The organism is Corynebacterium urealyticum DSM 7109 (assembly GCF_000069945.1).
In the GTDB taxonomy this organism is placed as follows: Bacteria; Actinomycetota; Actinomycetes; order Mycobacteriales; family Mycobacteriaceae; genus Corynebacterium; species Corynebacterium urealyticum.
The window spans coordinates 772967-790042 of record NC_010545.1 but is presented as its reverse complement, the minus strand read 5'-3'; the positions used below and the strand labels follow the sequence as shown (position 1 = coordinate 790042).

General features: G+C 64.7%; 14 protein-coding genes. 6 read left to right on the top strand and 8 right to left on the bottom strand.

Annotated elements, in window-relative coordinates:
- Positions 1–57: 57 nt before the first annotated feature.
- On the top strand, positions 58–1482 hold the full coding sequence (locus CU_RS03325; protein ID WP_012359915.1) for an amino acid permease: 1425 nt from the start codon (positions 58–60) through the stop codon (positions 1480–1482).
- A gap of 120 nt (positions 1483–1602) precedes the next feature.
- On the opposite strand, the gene dapC is transcribed toward CU_RS03325, so the two are convergent.
- From dapC to typA, 6 genes are all read right to left on the bottom strand, one after another.
- Entirely contained in the window at positions 1603–2745 is a 1143-nt protein-coding gene (dapC, locus tag CU_RS03320; protein ID WP_012359914.1) for a succinyldiaminopimelate transaminase, read from the bottom strand.
- A gap of 97 nt (positions 2746–2842) precedes the next feature.
- Positions 2843–3160 carry a ferredoxin gene (gene fdxA / locus CU_RS03315; RefSeq protein WP_012359913.1) on the bottom strand — a complete coding sequence of 106 codons (318 nt, stop codon included), beginning with the start codon at positions 3158–3160 and terminating at the stop codon, positions 2843–2845.
- A gap of 77 nt (positions 3161–3237) precedes the next feature.
- Positions 3238–3738 (bottom strand): hypothetical protein, encoded by a 501-nt coding sequence (locus tag CU_RS03310; RefSeq protein WP_012359912.1) that lies wholly within the window; start codon positions 3736–3738, stop codon positions 3238–3240.
- Complete coding sequence (gene mshB / locus CU_RS03305; RefSeq protein WP_012359911.1) at positions 3731–4738, bottom strand: N-acetyl-1-D-myo-inositol-2-amino-2-deoxy-alpha-D-glucopyranoside deacetylase; 1008 nt, start codon at positions 4736–4738, stop codon at positions 3731–3733. The genes CU_RS03310 and mshB overlap by 8 nt, the downstream gene beginning before the upstream one ends.
- Positions 4731–6551, bottom strand: coding sequence for an ABC transporter family substrate-binding protein (locus CU_RS03300; protein WP_012359910.1), 1821 nt, complete (start codon positions 6549–6551; stop codon positions 4731–4733). Before CU_RS03300 ends, mshB begins: the two co-directional genes overlap by 8 nt.
- 135 nt (positions 6552–6686) lie before the next feature.
- Positions 6687–8597: a translational GTPase TypA gene (gene typA, locus CU_RS03295; protein ID WP_012359909.1), complete on the bottom strand. Its 1911-nt coding sequence runs from the start codon at positions 8595–8597 to the stop codon at positions 6687–6689.
- Positions 8598–8951: 354 nt separating this feature from the next.
- Between typA and CU_RS03290 the strand changes: the two genes are divergently transcribed.
- A complete protein-coding gene (locus CU_RS03290; protein WP_012359908.1) occupies positions 8952–9659 on the top strand; it encodes an Rv1157c family protein in 708 nt (235 codons plus the stop codon).
- 78 nt (positions 9660–9737) lie between these two features.
- Here CU_RS03290 and CU_RS03285 read toward each other — a convergent pair whose 3' ends face one another.
- Together CU_RS03285 and CU_RS03280 are read right to left on the bottom strand one after the other, a co-directional pair.
- Positions 9738–10967, bottom strand: coding sequence for a SulP family inorganic anion transporter (locus CU_RS03285; RefSeq protein WP_231837742.1), 1230 nt, complete (start codon positions 10965–10967; stop codon positions 9738–9740).
- A 197-nt stretch (positions 10968–11164) separates the two neighbouring features.
- The gene (locus CU_RS03280; RefSeq protein WP_012359906.1) at positions 11165–12334 is read right to left on the bottom strand and encodes an acyl-CoA dehydrogenase family protein; all 1170 of its coding nucleotides are present in this window, start codon (positions 12332–12334) and stop codon (positions 11165–11167) included.
- A gap of 224 nt (positions 12335–12558) precedes the next feature.
- On the opposite strand from CU_RS03280, the gene CU_RS03275 reads away from it, so the two are divergent.
- The 4 genes from CU_RS03275 (at position 12559) to CU_RS03260 (ending at position 17067) form a co-directional block, all read left to right on the top strand.
- Entirely contained in the window at positions 12559–13236 is a 678-nt protein-coding gene (locus CU_RS03275) for a DUF4232 domain-containing protein (RefSeq protein ID WP_231837741.1), read from the top strand.
- Between the two features lie 37 nt (positions 13237–13273).
- Positions 13274–15184 carry a hypothetical protein gene (locus CU_RS03270; protein WP_231837740.1) on the top strand — a complete coding sequence of 637 codons (1911 nt, stop codon included), beginning with the start codon at positions 13274–13276 and terminating at the stop codon, positions 15182–15184.
- A gap of 73 nt (positions 15185–15257) precedes the next feature.
- Positions 15258–16184, top strand: a complete 927-nt coding sequence (locus tag CU_RS03265) for a DUF808 domain-containing protein (protein ID WP_012359903.1) — start codon at positions 15258–15260, stop codon at positions 16182–16184.
- 7 nt (positions 16185–16191) lie between these two features.
- Positions 16192–17067 (top strand): patatin-like phospholipase family protein, encoded by an 876-nt coding sequence (locus CU_RS03260; protein ID WP_012359902.1) that lies wholly within the window; start codon positions 16192–16194, stop codon positions 17065–17067.
- Positions 17068–17076 lie beyond the last annotated feature (9 nt).

The following is a 17076-nucleotide window of genomic DNA, read 5'->3' as shown; positions in this document are numbered from 1 at the left end:
GGGCAAATAACTGGACTCCGTTGTCTGACGCGCGCGTGAATATGGTCTAATTCTTACATGAATTCCCCCAATACTCAGTCGGCTGCCGACACCACAGCGGCAACCCCAGAGAGCGGCTCCGCCCTCGGCAAGGGGCTTGAAACCCGACACCTCACCATGATGGGCCTCGGCTCGGCCATCGGTGCCGGCCTGTTCCTCGGAACGGGCGTCGGCATCGAGGCCGCCGGCCCTGCTGTCCTATTGTCCTACATCGTCGCCGGCATCATCGTCATCTTCGTGATGCAGATGCTGGGCGAGCTCGCGGCCGCCCGCCCGGCCTCCGGCACCTTCGCCACCTATGGCCGCCTGGCCTTCGGTAACTGGGCGGGTTTCTCGCTGGGTTGGTTGTACTACTTCATGCTCGTGATGGTCATGGGTGCCGAGATCACCGGCGCCGGCGCCATCATGGGAAAGTGGTTCGGCGTGGAGGGCTGGATCCCCGGCCTCGTCGCGGTCGTGTTCTTCACTTTCGTCAACCTCACCGCCGTGCGCGGCTTCGGCGAGTTTGAGTACTGGTTCGCGTTCATCAAGGTCGCGGTCATCATTATCTTCCTCGCCATTGGCCTGGGACTGCTATTCGGTTTCTTCCCGGGCTTCGATAGCCCGGGGCTGTCCCACTTCAGCGACTTTGCGCCGAACGGTGTCTCCGGCATGGCCGCCGGTCTGCTCGCGGTTGCCTTCGCCTTCGGCGGCATTGAGATCGTGACCATCGCAGCCGCCGAGGCCAAGGACCCCACCACCTCCATCGCCTCGGCCGTCCGCGCTGTCATCTGGCGCATCTCGGTCTTCTACCTTGGCTCGGTCTTCCTGATCACCGCACTGCTTCCATTCTCCACCCTGGGTGACGCTGAGACCGCCGCGGAATCCCCGTTCACCCGCGTTCTGGAGCTGGCGAACATCCCGGGTGCGGTGACGCTCATGGAGATCGTCATCGTCCTCGCCCTGCTCTCGGCATGTAACGCCCAGATCTACGCGACCTCCCGCCTCCTGTTCAGCTTCGGCAGCACCGGTTACGCGCCGAAGTTCGTCCGAAAGACGAATTCCAACCAGGTTCCGATCCCGGCGGTGTGGGCGTCCCTATTCTTCGCATTCCTGTCGGTGACCCTGCAGGTCTGGGGTCCGGAGAACCTGATCGGCATCCTGTTCAACGCCGTCGGCGGCTCGCTGCTGGTGATCTGGGTGATGATTGTGCTCTCCGAGATCAAACTGCGCCCGGCCCTCGAGGCCCGCGGCAAGATGCCGGTCCGGATGTGGGGCTACCCCTTCCTGCCGTGGCTTACCGTTGCCCTACTGGTGGGACTCACCGTCCTCATGCTGTGGGATCCTTCTGCCCGAAGCCAGGTCATCACCGTGGCCGTCGCATTCGCTGTGCTCTCCGCACTGGGCTACATCGTGGGCAAGGTGAACCCTGCTGCCCAGGATCACGAGGAGATGACGCTCTAGAACGTCACCGGGGCGCGCCGGCCCCTCCTGGCGCGTCTCCCGTGGTTAGAGAGAAGTGAACGGCCTCGGAAGCACGATCTTGTGCTTCCGAGGCCGTTTTCTTTGTGTCTCTACCGCGCCCTAGCCCAGCTCCGCCAGGCGCCGAGCGACCTTGGCGATCTGCTCATCGCTAGCGGTCAGCCCCACCCGGACGTGCTGCGCTCCAGCGGGGCCATAGAAGTGCCCGGGAGCCACGAGAATGCCGAGTTCCGCGAACCGGTCCACCGTCTCCCAAGCATCTCGCCCTTCAGTAGCCCAGATATAGAGTCCGGCTTCGGAGTGCTCGACGGTGAAGCCCGCAGCGTCCAGCCCGGCGAGCAGGACCTCACGGCGCTCCCGGTAGCGCTGCCGCTGCAGGGTTTCGAAATCATCGGAACTCAGCGCCGCGATCATCGCATGCTGGATCGGCCCCGGCACCATGCCCCCGGCGTGCTTCCGGATCCCGAGAATCTCAGCCATGAGCTGCTGATCCCCCGCGAGCCAGCCCGCACGGTAGCTGGCCATGTTGGAGGTCTTCGACAGCGAGTGCACCGCAATCAGGTTGCGGTGGTCACCATCGCAGACCCGCGGATCGAGGATAGAGACGGGCGCGTCGGCCACCTCGGTGGCCTCCCATCCCAGGCCGAGGTAGCACTCGTCAGAGACAACGATGCAGTCGCGCTGCCGGGCGAAGTCCACGACCTTGCGAAGGTGCTCTACCCCGAGCACTGCGCCGTGCGGGTTGGCCGGCGAGTTGAGGTAAATCAGGGCTGGGGTTTCGGGCCCCAGCTTCAGCAGCGAATCAGCGCGCAGCACCCGGCAGCCCGCGAGTTTGGCGGAGACCTCATAGGTCGGATACGCCAGCTCTGGGATGACCACCAGCGAATCGGCATGGATGCCGAGGTCCATCGGCAGGCTCGCGATCGCCTCTTTGGTGCCGATCACCGGTACCACGGCATCCTCGCTGAGTCCGGTGACCCCGAAGCGTCGGGCCATCGCGGCCACGATGGCTTCCCTGAGTTCAGCGGAACCTTCGGTGGGCGGGTAGCCCGGCTGCCACGCGGCCTCCGCCAGCGCGAGCTGGACGTTCGGGGGGACGTCGTCGACTGGCGTTCCGACGGAGAGGTTAATCATCCCGTCGGGGTGGGCGGCAGCTCGCTGCGTCGCCTCAGCCAGAGTGTCCCAGGGGAACGCAGGAAGCCGCTCGGCGGCGGGGGTGCGAAAAGCTGGTGACCGTCGAGTCACGGGTTCACTCTCCTCATTGAAAAACTCCCGGTGCCCCACCAGAAGCACCGGGAGCCGGGCACGCGGCCGACACTGTGAAGGCCGGCCTTCCAGCCACTTAGGCCTGTGGTGGCAGGGCCGCGATCATCGGGGCGTCGAAGTCCTGCGGGCCAAGCGCCGCAGCACCGCCCGGGGAGCCCAGGTCGTCGAAGAACGCCGCGTTGGCGTCGTTGTACTCTTCCCACTCCTCCGGGATGTCGTCCTCGTAGAAGACGGCCTCGACTGGGCAGACAGGCTCACACGCGCCGCAGTCCACGCACTCATCTGGGTGGATGTACAGCATGCGCTTGCCTTCGTAGATGCAGTCCACTGGGCATTCTTCGACGCAGCTGCGGTCCAGGACGTCGACGCATGGTTGCGCAATCGTGTAGGTCATTATTCTTCCTTATGCACTATCGGGTCTAGCGCTAACGGCTAAGTTCTTATCTTTTTTATTCTGTCACTCGGACGGGTTCAATTCGAATCACGATCGGCCGTGGGGTCGATATACATGACCGGAATCGCGCCACCCAGCAGCCCCGCTGCGAGCAGGCCGAGCGTGGTGATGCTTTGCGGGATCAGGGTATCCCCGCTGGAGCTGAGGGCAGGCCACATCAGCAGCGCGATGAATCCCGCCAGCCAGATCCACGTGGGGATGGCAGCGATTGCTTTATTCGGGGTCCACAGCAGCGCGGTTTTGGTGATGATCCAGTTGAACACTCCCGCGAAGAGGATCGTCCAAGGCAACGGAATACTCACCTCGCCGACGCTGATGCGGCTGCCCAGGTAGAGCACGGAGACGAAGAGTCCGAAGGCAGCCCCAACGCTCAGCCAGGCGATCCCCGCAATCCGTTCGCGGCGGGTGGTGTCGCGGCGCACCTGGCTGCGGTTCGGGTCTCCCCAGTGAGGCTCGCTCCGGCGTGTCTCTTCGGGATTGACGGCACGGTGGTTTTGGCTTGTCGCGTTGTCAGCCATTCTCACCCCGTACCTTCCCGTCGTTACCGTGTTCTTGGGCGGTCCCGTTGCTGGGAACCACGAAGTCAAAGTGTAGCAGACTGATCTGTCTGTTTGTGTTTGGGTCAGCGTTCTTCACCCAGCCCAACTGATAGCCCTCGACGGGGAGGATCGGCTGGCTGATGAGGTTCGACAACGCGAAGAGGTACTCCCCCGTCGGCGTGGTCGTATCCCGGGCTTCGGGGTTGACGTCCGTTCGAGTACCGTCGGCGACCCACAACTGCGTGGCGTGCGCCGCCATCGCCTTCCGCTTGGCCGCGACGTCCTCGGGCGTGCCCTGGACGAAGGCGTCGATAAACTCTTCCGCGACCAGCGCGACGTCGCCGTCCTCGGCCTCGCGCCAGCCCTCAGGGATCTCCACTCCCGTCATCGCAGCATGGAAAGCCCCCGCCGGAGTGACGGCCCACCAGATCTCGTGCGGGGCGGCCTCCTCGCCCGCGTCCACGAGCCGGCGGACTGCTTCGTGGGTCACCCGGTGGGCTCGGATGTGGTCGGGGTGCCCATAGCCGCCGTCGGGGCCGTAGGTGACGAGCACCTCCGGGCGCTCACGGCGGAGCACCGCGAGCAGCTGCTCAACCTGTAGCTCCCAGTTATCCTCCGAGTCCCCGGCGAAGGCGCGGGGGTGCCGGATCGTCGGGGTATCCGCCATCCCGGAATCCCGCCAGCGGCTCGGCCCACCCAGGAACTGCGGTCCCTGATGAACCCCGAGGTGCTCAAGGGCTTGCTGCAGTTCCCCGATGCGGAAACCGCCCAGCAGGTCGGAGTGCTCGGAGGTGAGGTTCTGGTACTTCTCCCCGATCACCTCCCCTTCTTCACCGAGCGTGCAGGTCAGCACGGATGTTTCCGCCCCGACCCGGGAACTCGCGGACACCAATAGGCCGGTAAACAGGGATTCATCGTCCGGGTGGGCGTGAACGAACAACACCCGCTGCGGTGCCGCGTGGGTGGCGTGCTTAGTCATCTGAACTTGGTACCTCCGGTTCTGGGGCCGCCGTCGTCGTCGGTTTCGCTACTTCCTGGCGCGTCCAGCGGGCACCGCCGACGAAAATTCCACTATAGGGGTCGAAAGGCCACTGTTCGACAGGCTTGTCGGAGCCCACGAACTCTGGGTTCGCGGCGTAGTACTGCTCATCTCGCAACAGCGGCAGCAGCACAGACTGGCTCTGCACCAGCGCGTTCACCTGCTCGATCGCTGCGGCAGAATCTTGACCGTCGCGCACCTCGGCGATGGCTTCGTCGATTGCCGGCTCGCAAAGGCCCGTGATGTTCGCCCCAAAGGTTCGCTGCTGGGACGCCTCCACCGGTTCCGTCGACGAGGTGGGCTCCGATCTGCGGGACTCTTGCGACGCACTCTGGCTGGCGGACTCGGTGGAGCGTTCGCTCGGCGCGATGCTGCTCGTCGACTCGTCCGACTTCCCATCCTCGTGCGACGCATTATCCTCGGCTGCCCGCTCCTCAGCCTGACGCAGCACCTCTGGCTGGACGCACGAGAACTGGTTGGCCACGTCCGTGGGAGTATCCGGGGTACGCCCCCACAGCACCGACGCGTCGACCTCCCCTTCGGGGATCATCTTCTCCAGCAAGTTTTCCGAGTCAACAGTCAAAGCCTGGGCGTTGATCCCGTTGCGGCTGAGCTCATCAGCAATCGTGCGGGCTGCGATGGCCGCCTGCTTGTCGTTATTAGGCGCGGCAATGGTGAAGGGGCGCTCGTCGAACAGACCCCGGGCGTCGTCCGGCATCCGCTCCACAGGCTGCTCGCCCCATTCCGGAGGCGTGACAGCCCTCTTTCCGGAGACAATCTGCGCCACAGTGCCAGGCTTGATCGCTGACAATGCCGCGCGACGCACGGCCAGCTCGTTCATCCGCTCCGAATCGAGGTTGAGAGCGAAGTTCAGCTGGACCTTCCGATCCCGCTGCGTGCCACGGACATCCGGCACCTCGCCGAGAGTCAGCGCCGCCAGACCCGCTGGATAGGCGGCATACATCTGCAGCTGCCGCGAGCGCAGCATCTGGGCGCCTGTGTGCACATCCGGGACCGCCCGGAGGATCAGCTTATCGGTGGCGGCAGGGGCTGATCCCCAGTAGCGGTCGTTGCGCTGCAGTTCGATAACACCGCGGCCAGCATCGACCGAGTGAACCCGATAAGCTCCGCCCGAGGCGACCGACTGCTCGTCCATCATCGTGGCGAACTGCTGCCCCTCAGCCCGATAGATATGGCTCGGCAGCAGGTGCCGGAACAACTGCCGCCAACCTTCCTGTGGCTCGCTGAAACGCACGCGAACCTTCGAGCCTCCTCCGGAGACCTTGATCGCGGAGATCTTGCTGTACTGGGCCGCATTCTCCGCAATGCGCTGAGTGCGCAGCTCATCCCAGAGGTACTGGAAATCACTGCCGGAGATCGGGGTACCGTCGGACCACTGTGCGTGCGGACGCAGCGTGTAGGTCACCTCGGTCGGCGCCTCCGGGTTATCGGCATCCACCTTGACCAGGAGATCCTTATTCATCACCCAGCGGTTGCCAACACGGTTGAACGCCGACGGCAGCGTGAGGTCTGCGACCGCCATCGTGGATTGGCCCAGGTTGCCGACGATATGCGGGTTCAGATTGCCGTCGAATTCATCGACGCCGATATTGATCTCCCGCAGCTTCGAATCTGCGGTGTTCTCGTTCTTTTCCTCGTTGGAGTCCTTGGCCTTGGGCTTGGCCGGCTCCTCCACCGTGGGGGCATCGCCGGGGCGAGCCTGGCAGCCGGTCAGCACGAGGCTGAGTGCCACCGGGGTCGCTACGAGGGCAGCAAAAAAAACGCTGACGGGGCTGCCGCTGATTAACTGCCAAGACCAACCTCCGTCAGCGCTGCTGCGCTCAATGACGCCCGTGCGGGTGGCACCCCGCCGCGGGCGAAACGCACCTTACTTGTTACGTGCCTTCTCGCGGGACCGGGCGCGAGCACGCTCGGTTGCGTTGAGAACCAGCTTACGCACGCGAATCACGTCCGGCGCGACCTCGACGCACTCGTCGTAGCCACAAAATTCCATGGCCTCTTCGAGGCTCATCTCGTGGGCCTTCGCCAGGGTCACGGTCGTGTCCGCGGACGCGGCGCGCATGTTCGTCAGCTTCTTTTCCTTGGTGACGTTGACGTCCATATCCTCGTCGCGGTTGTTCGCGCCGACGACGACGCCCTCGTAGACCTCAGCGCCCGGCTCGACGAAGAACTGGCCGCGGTCGGCGAGGTTGATCAGCGCATAGGCGGTGACCTGACCGGTGCGGTCCGCAACCAGGGAGCCCGTTGGGCGACCCTTGATCTCGCCAGCCCAGGGCTGGTAGCCCGCAGAGTAGTGGTTGGCGATGCCGGTGCCGTGGGTCTCGGTCATGAAGACAGTACGGAAACCAATGAGGCCGCGGGCAGGCACGATGAAGTGCATGCGGATCCAGCCGGAGCCGGTGTTGTCCATGGACTCCATCCGACCCTTGCGGGCGGCCATCAGCTGGGTGATGTTGCCCAGGTATTCCTCTGGAGTGTCGATGGTGAGGTTCTCGTAGGGCTCCATGAGCTGCCCGTTCTCGGTGCGGGTCACGACCTGTGGCTTACCGACGGTGAGCTCGAAGCCTTCGCGGCGCATCGTCTCAACAAGGACGGACAGCGCCATCTCACCACGCCCCTGGACCTCCCAGGCGTCGGGGCGCTCGGTCGGCAGCACGCGGAGGGAGACGTTACCGATCAGCTCCTGATCGAGGCGGGCCTTCACCATGCGGGCCGTGAGCTTATCGCCGCCACCACGACCAGCCATCGGGGAGGTATTCACACCGATGGTCATGGAGATCGCAGGCTCATCCACGGCGATGCGTGGCAGCGGATTCGGGTGCTCCGGGTCGGCGAGGGTATCGCCGATCATGATGTCGTCGATGCCAGAAATCGCGGCGATGTCACCGGCGATGACCTCCTGGGCAGGAACGCGGGTCACGCCCACGGTGCGCAGGAGCTCGGCGATCTTGGCGGTCTTGACGTGCTGCTCGCCCTCCTCGTCATAGTGAATCCACGCGACCTGCTGGCCCTTGCGCAGCACACCGGAGTGGACGCGGACCAGGCCGATGCGCCCCAGGAAGGAGCTGGAGTCAAGGTTCGTGACGTGAGCCTGCAGCGGGCCTTCGATGTCAGCAGAAGGCTCCGGGAGGGTGTCGTACAGGACGTCGAAGAGCGGCTGCAGGTCCGGGGAATTCGGGACGTTGCCGTCGCCCGGGTTCTCGGTGGATGCCTTGCCCTCGCGGCCAGAGGTGTAGAGCACGGGCAGCTCCAGGAGGGACTCGGCAGCCTCCATGGCCTCCTCGTCCTCCAGGGTGGAGGCCAGCTCGAGGAGCAGGTCCTGTGCCTCTTCAACAACCTCGTCGATGCGGGCGTCTGGGCGGTCGGTCTTGTTCACGCAAATAATGACCGGCATCTTGGCAGCCAGCGCCTTGCCGAGCACGAAACGGGTCTGTGGCAGTGGCCCCTCGGAGGCGTCGACGAGCAGCACCACGCCGTCCACCATGGACAGGGCGCGCTCGACCTCGCCACCGAAGTCGGCGTGGCCCGGGGTGTCGATCACGTTGATGACGAGGTCGGCGCCGTCCTTACCGAGCCCCTTGCGGCGAATCGCGGTGTTCTTCGCAAGGATCGTGATGCCCTTTTCGCGCTCCAGGTCGCCGGAGTCCATGACACGGTCCTCGACTTCCGCGTGAGGGTCGAAGGCACCAGACTGGCGCAGCATGGCATCGACGAGAGTCGTCTTTCCGTGGTCGACGTGCGCGACGATGGCGACGTTTCGAAACTCGGTATGGGTCACTAGTTCAACGCTTCCTTAAAAATATTGACTATGAGTGATTGGCTACTCCTACGGTGCCAATGTTAGCGTCGCGGTTGACTCCACTATTTTTCCACATGCCTCGAAGTTTTTCTGCATGTGTTATCCCAGCCCGCGCTCGTCACCCCTGCACACTCCCCCGCTTCCAGGGCCAGGCGGCAGCCAGAAAAATTTTATCGTTTTCTCCAACTTTTCACGCCTTGCTGATATTGTGAACCAAACCAAACAATAACCGTGCAAGCGCTGACCACCCGCCGCCCGCGAGGCGGGGATGGGTAACACCAGGCTTGCCCGTCCGAAATATTTCGCAACCAGCACTGGAAGGCACCACCCGGTATGAACGTCAAGGCCACTTCCTCTCGCAAGCGCACATGGGGCCGCCGCGCCGCCACGACCCTCGCCGCGATGGCGCTCGGCGCCACGGCGGTCATCAGCCCTGCTCAGGCAGCTCCTGTCGGCTCCCTCGATCACCTCGGCCGTCCGGCACCGCACATCCTCAACCAGATTGAGCAGTTCGCCAACACCCCTGGCCTGCCGGATAAGGCCAAGTCCGCCCTGGAGTCCGTGGTCGGATTCTTCCGCGGCGATGGAGATAAGGATCCTGGCGTCTACCTGCCAGAGGGTGGCCCGGCATTCACCCAGTTCGCTTTCCCGAGCGTGTCCATGAAGTGCATCGGTGGCAAGGATAAGGCCGTCGGTACCGCCATGGCGGTTCCAGGCCCAGCTGCATTGCCGCTGCCCGGCGTGGCAGCTGGTGAGGTGAACTTCGTCTTCACCGCACTGGGCACGGGACCGGCAGCTAAGAAGCAGGCGATCCCCATGCGCGTCCACTGGGTAAACATCAACAACGGCCGCACTGGCAGCACCGTGCTGGGCAACAACGGCATCAACCCGAAGGGTCCGGGCACCGTCAATGGCGCCGCGAAGACCGGCTCCGGCACGGTTGTCGCTCTGCTCGAGGGTGGCGTGACCACGGTAGAGAAGAACTCCGGCCCGTCCAACTGTGGCTTCAGCCCGACTGTAGCGATGATCAACGTCCGCTAAAACAGTCGCGATGATCCTCACTGGCTAGCAACCCGCCCGTGGCCCCAGGGCCACGGGCGGGTGCCGCCGCGAACGTGCCTAAGCGGCCTCGCCTCCACTTTCCGTGGGGGCTATTTTTGTGAGCACTACCCCCACCGCAGCTCCCAAAACCACACCGACCGCGAGGTTATTCGTGGCCAGGGTCGCCGTGAAGACGCACATCATCACTAGAGAGTGCTGCCAAGGCAACCGCAGCAGCCCCTTGGGACTCACGGTGTACCAGGAGATCGTCTTCAGAGAGACGATGACCATCACCGCGGCCAACGCCGCCATCGGGATGGCGGAGACGGCCTGATGCAGCGAGAGAATGAATAGCAGCAAGAATCCGCCTGCGGCGATCGATGAGAGGCGGGTGCGGGCGCGGGATTCCTCGACGTTGACCATCGTTTGGCCGATCATGCCGCAGCCACCCGTTCCGGCCAGCGCGCCGGCAGCAATGTTGGCCACCCCCTGGCCCCAGCTTTCCCGGGTCTTATTGGAGGAGGTCATGGTCATACCGTCGACCAGCTGACCCGTCATCACCGACTCCACGAGCCCAACAGCAGCGAAGCCCAGCGCATAGGGCAGCACGAGGAAGAAGGTCTCCCAGGTCCATGGGACATCCGGCATGCGCACCTCGGGCAGCCCTCCGGTGAGCCCACCCATGTCCCCCACGTTCGGCACCCGCCAGCCGAGGATCACCACCATCAGGGTCAGAATCGCGATGGCAATGAGAGGTGCAGGGATCGCGGCGGTGATCTTCGGGAAGATCAGAAGAGCGGCGATACCAATCGCGAAGAGCACCCACACCGGCCAGTCTGCGCCGATGATGTGCTCCAGCTGAGCGGTGAGAATCATGATGCCCAGGGCGTTGACGAATCCAGACATCACCTCGGGTGTGATGAAGCGCTGTAGCTTGGCCACACCCAACAGGCCGAAGATCACCTGGATAATTCCGGCCAGCACGACCGTCACGATGAGGTAGTCCGTACCGTGGCTTGCCACCAAGGGTGCGATGACCAGGGCGGTGGCACCGGCAGCGCCGGTAATCATCGCCGGGCGCCCACCCGTGAACGCGATGACGAAGCACAACACCACCGTCGAAAACAGCCCCACCGCGGGGCTCACCCCGGCGAGAATCGCGAAGCTGATGACTTCTGGAATCAACGCAAAGGAGGTGGCCAGGCCGGCCAGCACCTCGGTGCGAAATCTTTGTCGGCTACTGAAGGCTTCGCGGAAGGAGCCCACCACCGACTGGTACGGCGGCCCCTGGGGAACAGTACGTGGCATGCGTTTAAGCATAACGGGCAGCCAATATGTCCCCCAAGACCCCCCTGGGAAGGCCTAGCTACTCCCGGGAGGCGTGTGAACGTCCTGCTGCGTGGCTCCATGCGCAGCGCTCTTCCGGGCTGCGCACAAAAGAAAACCCGCCCCGGGCGCTGTGCGGCGCTCCGGGACGGATCAGTGGGCTACGGCCCGTTGCGGTGTTAACCCAGAATCTGGCGGCCCATCACCATGCGGCAGATCTGGTTGGTGCCCTCGTAGATCTGGGTGATCTTGGCGTCGCGCATCATGCGCTCCACCGGGAAGTCACGGGTGAAGCCGTAACCACCGAGCAGCTGAACCGCGTCAACGGTGACCTCCATCGCGACGTCGGAGGCGAAGGCCTTGGAACCGGCGGCCATCAGGCCCAGTCGCTCCCCACCCTCGGCGACCCCGCGCTCCGCGTTGGACGCTGCGGTGTAGATCATCAGCCGGGCGGCGTCGATCTTCATCTTCATATCCGCAAGCATGAACTGGGTGTTCTGGAAGTCCGCGATGGCCTTCCCAAACTGCTTGCGTTCCTTGACATATGCCACGGCCTGGTCGAATGCGCCCTGGGCGATGCCGAGAGCCTGCGCGCCAATGGTCGGACGGGTGTGGTCCAGGGTTTGCAGGGCGGTCTTGAATCCCGTCCCCTCCTCGCCGATCATGCGGGAAGCCGGCACGCGGCAGTCCTCGAAGTACAGCTCCGCGGTCGGGGAACCCTTGATGCCGAGCTTGTGCTCAAGGCCACCGACGCGGAATCCCGGATCGTCCTTGTGGACCATGAATGCAGAGATGCCCCGGGCCCCTGCCTCCGGATCAGTGACAGCCATGACGGTGTACCAGGAGGAGCGTCCACCGTTAGTGATGAAGCACTTTGAGCCATTAATGACCCACTCATCGCCCTCGCGCACGGCGCGGGTCTTCATCGCAGCAGCGTCGGAGCCAGCCTCGCGCTCGGTCAGCGCGTAGGAAGCAAGCTCACCGTTGGCGATATCCGGCAGCACTTCCTGCTTCAGCTCCTCGGAGCCGTTGAGGATCAGGCCCATCGTGCCGAGCTTGTTCACTGCCGGGATGAGGGAAGACGAGCCACAGACGCGGGCGATCTCCTCGATCACGATCACAGCAGCGAGGGAGTCCGCCCCCTGGCCACCGCACTCCTCCGGAACGTGGATCGCATTGAACCCGGATTCGTTCAGCGCCTTGAGGGCTTCCTCCGGGAAACGCTCATTTTCATCGACATCCTGCGCGTACGGGGCGATGTCGCGCTCCGCGAGTCCGCGGATGGCTTCGCGCAGCTCCTGGTACTCCTCTGGGAGTTTGAATGGTTCGAAGTCCGGGTTGAATCCCATAGGTGGCCTCCACAAATCGTGTTTAGGAACTGTGTTCTAGATAACTATCTGACACTGTAGCGCGCCATGGGATACCGGGACAGCATTGTCACGATTTCACAACTTTTAACCCTTCCGGTTCTCGGTTTTTCCGCAGCTCAGTTACGCTAAAATTCATGATTCAGTCCCAGCCACGCAGCGACGCCAACCCCGTATCCCAGCTAGGCCGCACGGGCACAAGCCCTTTGCTTACCACTACTACGCCGGACGCAACCACCTCCGGCTCCGCAGGCAAGCAAGCCTCCCGGTGGGCCCGGCGCACCGCTGCAGGGCTGGGTGCCGCAGCACTGGCACTGACCGCCGCCTGCAGCGGGGGATCCGACTCCCCCGAGGACGCCAAACCGCAGTCGCTGTCCTCACAGACGGATCGCGAATCCACCGCCACTGTCCCTTCCGAATCCACTGGCCTGGCGGCCGCCGATGACGAGCGCGAGCGCGACGGCCTGTGCGCCACCCCTGACCTGAAGATCGATACGGACAACATGCAGGGTGCGGCCGGCAGCACCCTGCTGGACATCGTATTCACGAACACTGGCGACGAGGAGTGCTCGCTCGAGGGCTACCCCGGGGTCAGCCTCGTGACCGATAACAACGGCACGCAGCTCGGCGCCAGCGCCGATCGCGAGGAGTCCGGCGATTCCGACAAGGTGACCCTCCAGCCGGGAGACCGCGCAACCGCCTCCGTCCGAATCACGAAGGTCGGGGCGCTGGACCCTGAGGAGTGCAGCCCGAAGGCCGCCGACGGGATCCGCGTCTACCCGCCGGAGGAGACCCGCTCCGCCTATATCGAGCTCAAGGGGCTCGAGGGCTGCACCGGGAAGGATAAGTACATGTCCGTGCAGCCAGTGCGCGCAGCCCAGTAGCAGCTGACCAGGGGGTTCCATGGGCGCAGCGAGGTCAGTGCGGTTCGCCACTTTCGCCATCATTCTCGCCGCCACCGCGCTCAGCGCATATCGGGTGGCTGGCCGCACCCTGTACTGGGATGACTTCCTGATCCCCGCCACCTACGGCGCCCCGGAGCAGCTCTCGTTCACGGGGCTGTTCCTCCCCCACGACGGGCACCTCATGCCCGGCGCGATCGCCCTCCAACTAGCGGCCGACCGCATCGCCGCCCTGGAATGGTGGCTGCCGGCCACGCTGATCGTGGTCGGCACCTTTGTGTCTGCTGTGCTGTGGGCTGCCAGTGGGGTCGCTCGAGGTCGCCCGTTGGTGCTCGCCCTGCTGTGTTTCTCCCCATTCCTGGGGGCTGCGCTGGGCTGGTGGTCGGCGGCCATCAACGCGCTGGCCTGGCAAATCGCTTGCGCTGTGGCGTTGTTGCTGCTGCGTCGGACCCGGCCATCGCCTCGCACCCGGCTGGCTCTGCGCGGTGCTGCTGTTGCTGCCGCTGTCTTCGCTGGGCTGCTATTCACGGAGAAGGCTCTCTCGATCCTTCCCCTGCTCACCGCATTGGCGCTGTTCTTCCCGTCCTTCCTCTATCCCCGGTGTCAGGACGACGCGTCGCGACGCATGCGGGTCCTCACCCTTGCGCCTGGGTGGTTGGTCACCGCCGCGTGGGCGGTGCTCTATGTTGCGGTGACGCGGACTGCGCCGTCCACCGGGGAGGCGTCGGGGTCCGTGGTGTGGGGCGCGGTACCGCGGGCGCTGCGGGACGCAGTTCTCCCCGGGGTTCTCGGTGGGCCGTGGAGCTTTGAGCGTTGGGCACCTGGTGGCAGCTTCGCCTCCCCCTCGGCTGCAGTGGGCTGGCTCGCTGCGGTCGGGGCCATCGTACTCGTGGCGGTGTGGCTTTTCCGGCATGGCCAGGGGCCCGTTGGCACTCGGCTGCGGGCCGGCGGGCTGGTACTCTCCTTGGGTTACCTGGCGCTGGTTTTCCTCGCCCTAGCCCTGGCCCGCTCTGGCGCCAACACGGCGGACGTGATCACCGCCTCGCTGCATTATTACGCTGATGCATTCACCGCGGCCGTGTTGCTGTGCACTGCCGCTGCTGTGCAGGCGGAGGCACAGACGCTGCCCGAGCATCAGCTCGCTGAAAACACGCCAGCAACTAATGATGCACCACGGGCAACCACCACGCGCGGACTTAGCACCAAGGGCAAGTCCCAGGCTCCGCGCGCCCGCGACGTTGTCCGGGCGGTCCTCGCCATGGGGTTCATCGCCTCTTCCACCGCCACGACCATCGGCTACCTGGATAGCTGGCACAACGATAAGACCGACGAGTGGCTGCGCACCGTCAAGTCCAGCCTGCGGGCCGCACCCGCCCCGCTTCTGTCCCAGCCCGTCCCCGCCATGATCGCGAACCGCTACGACGGCCCACGGGTGGACATCGCCGAAGTCGCCCGCTCCCTGCCAGATTGGCCCGGCGTGTCAGCTGGGACACCACACCCGACGTTCCTTAATGACGAGGGGAAGCTGGTGGCCGCGGACGTCCTGAAACTCGCGGTCAACGAGCAGCCAGACGGCGCACAGTGCGGGCAGCGGATTCCCTTAAACGAACCGACGCTGGTCAAGCTCAGCGCGCCGCTGAAGTTCGGCGAGTGGACCTGGGTGCTGAACACCACGGCGAGCACCCCCGTCACGCTGCGCATCCTGACCCCCAATGGGCTCGAAAGCTACGAGGATTCCCTGGCCCGCGCGCACCGGGTCGCGGTCCCCGCCGAACTGAACCAGCAGCACGTGCGGGTCTCCGGGGGCGGGAACACGATCGAGGTTCTGGCGGCCCCACAGCAGCGCTCCACCCCCGCGAACGGTAACTATGTGTGCCTGGGAGCAGGCGCGATCGGTCCGCTCCTCCCGGTAGAGCGCTCCGCGCACTAAACTTGAGCCATCTTGGTAATCCGGGCGGGCGCGACTGCGCCCCGCCTCAGAACCGAAAGGCAACAACCGGACTATGGCAGGTGGACTCGCCGCCCTCTTGGATGACGTCGCGCTGATCGCGAAAAAGGCAGCGGCCACGGTGGATGACGTCGCTGCGGCCGCCGGGCGCACGAGCGCGAAGGCGGCGGGCGTGGTTGTCGACGACGCCGCGGTGACCCCAAAGTTCGTTCAGGGCGTGACCCCTGCCCGGGAGCTGCCGATCATCTTCCGCATCGGGCGCGGCTCGCTATTCAACAAGCTCGTGATCATCCTGCCGCTCGCGCTGCTGCTGAGCTGGCTCGCCCCGTGGGCGCTGATGCCCCTGTTGATGGTGGGCGGGTTCTACCTCTCCTTTGAGGGGGCGGAAAAGGTCGCCGAGAAGCTCGGAATCGTCGCGCATCACGACGCCGAGAGCGAAGAGGTCGTCGAGGAGGACGCGCTGGTCAAGCAGGCCACCCTCACGGACTTCATCCTCTCGGCGGAGATCATGGTCATCTCGCTGAACGAGGTGGCCACCGAGCCGTTCTTAAACCGCACCCTCATCCTCATCGTCGTCGCCTTGGCGATCACGCTCGGTGTCTACGGCTTCGTGGGCCTGCTGGTGAAGATCGACGATATCGGGTTGCGGCTCATCGCCACCAACAAGCCCGCGGTCGCCCGTTTCGGCCGGGGCTTGGTCACGGCGATGCCGAAGGTCCTGAACACCATCGCGGTGATCGGCACCTTCGCGATGCTGTGGGTGGGCGGCCACATCCTGCTCTCCGGCTTCGACGAGCTGGGCTGGCATTGGCCACACGAGGTCGCCGCGGCAGCCAGCGACGCAGTGGCCGGTTGGGGTGGTTTCGCCTCCTGGCTCGCGGAAACCCTGTGTAGCCTCGGATTTGGGCTGGTCGCCGGGTTCATCGTGCTTGGCATCGTTGTTGGGTGCAGGGCGATCGCGACGTCGATAAAGAAGAGGTAGGGAAAACATGCTGGATGCAAGAAACGTTGCCCTCGTCCTGGAAGGCGGCGGCATGCGCAATAGCTACACCGCGGCCTGCATCGATCAGCTACTCGCCCATGAGGTGAAGTTCGGCTGGGTCGGCGGGGTGAGCGCAGGTGCCTCGCACACCGTGAACTTCCTCTCCGGCGACCGGCTGCGCGCCCGCGAGAGCTTCATCACCCTTCCTGCCCACCCCACGGCGGGCGGGATGTCGTCCTTCATGCGGGGCAACGGCTACTTCAATTCGGACTTCATCTACGAGCAGGCCGCGCTGCCGAACGCATCGATCCCCTTCGATTTCGAGACCTTCTTCGCGGACGACACCCCCTTTTCGATCAGCGCGTTGCGGGCCGACACGGGAGAAACGGTCTCCTGGGGTCGCGGTGACCAGCACAACGACGGCGACCTGATGAAACAGGTTCGGGCTAGCTCGACGATCCCCGCCCTGATGCCGACGACCATCATCGACGGGGTGCCCTACGTGGACGGTGCGCTGGGTGACACGGGTGGCCTCGTGCTGCCGAATGCGATCGAGGCCGGCTTCGATAAATTCCTCATCCTGGCGACGAAGCCGCGCAACTACACGCGCCCGGCGATGGGGTCTCCACAGCTCGTGCGCCTGTTCAACCGCAAGTACCCGGCGGTGGCGGAGGCTGCATTGACGAGACACGAGCGTTATAACGCGGTGCGGGAGCAAATGACCGAGCTGGAGCGCCAGGGTAAGGCCATGATCTTCTACCCGGAGAACATGATGGTCACCAGCACCGAGCGCAAGGTACGCGCGCTGCGGCGAAATTACGCGCTGGGGATGCAGCAGACGATGCGGGAGCTCCCCCGGTGGTTGGAGTTCCTGCGGGACTAGTCCGCTGCG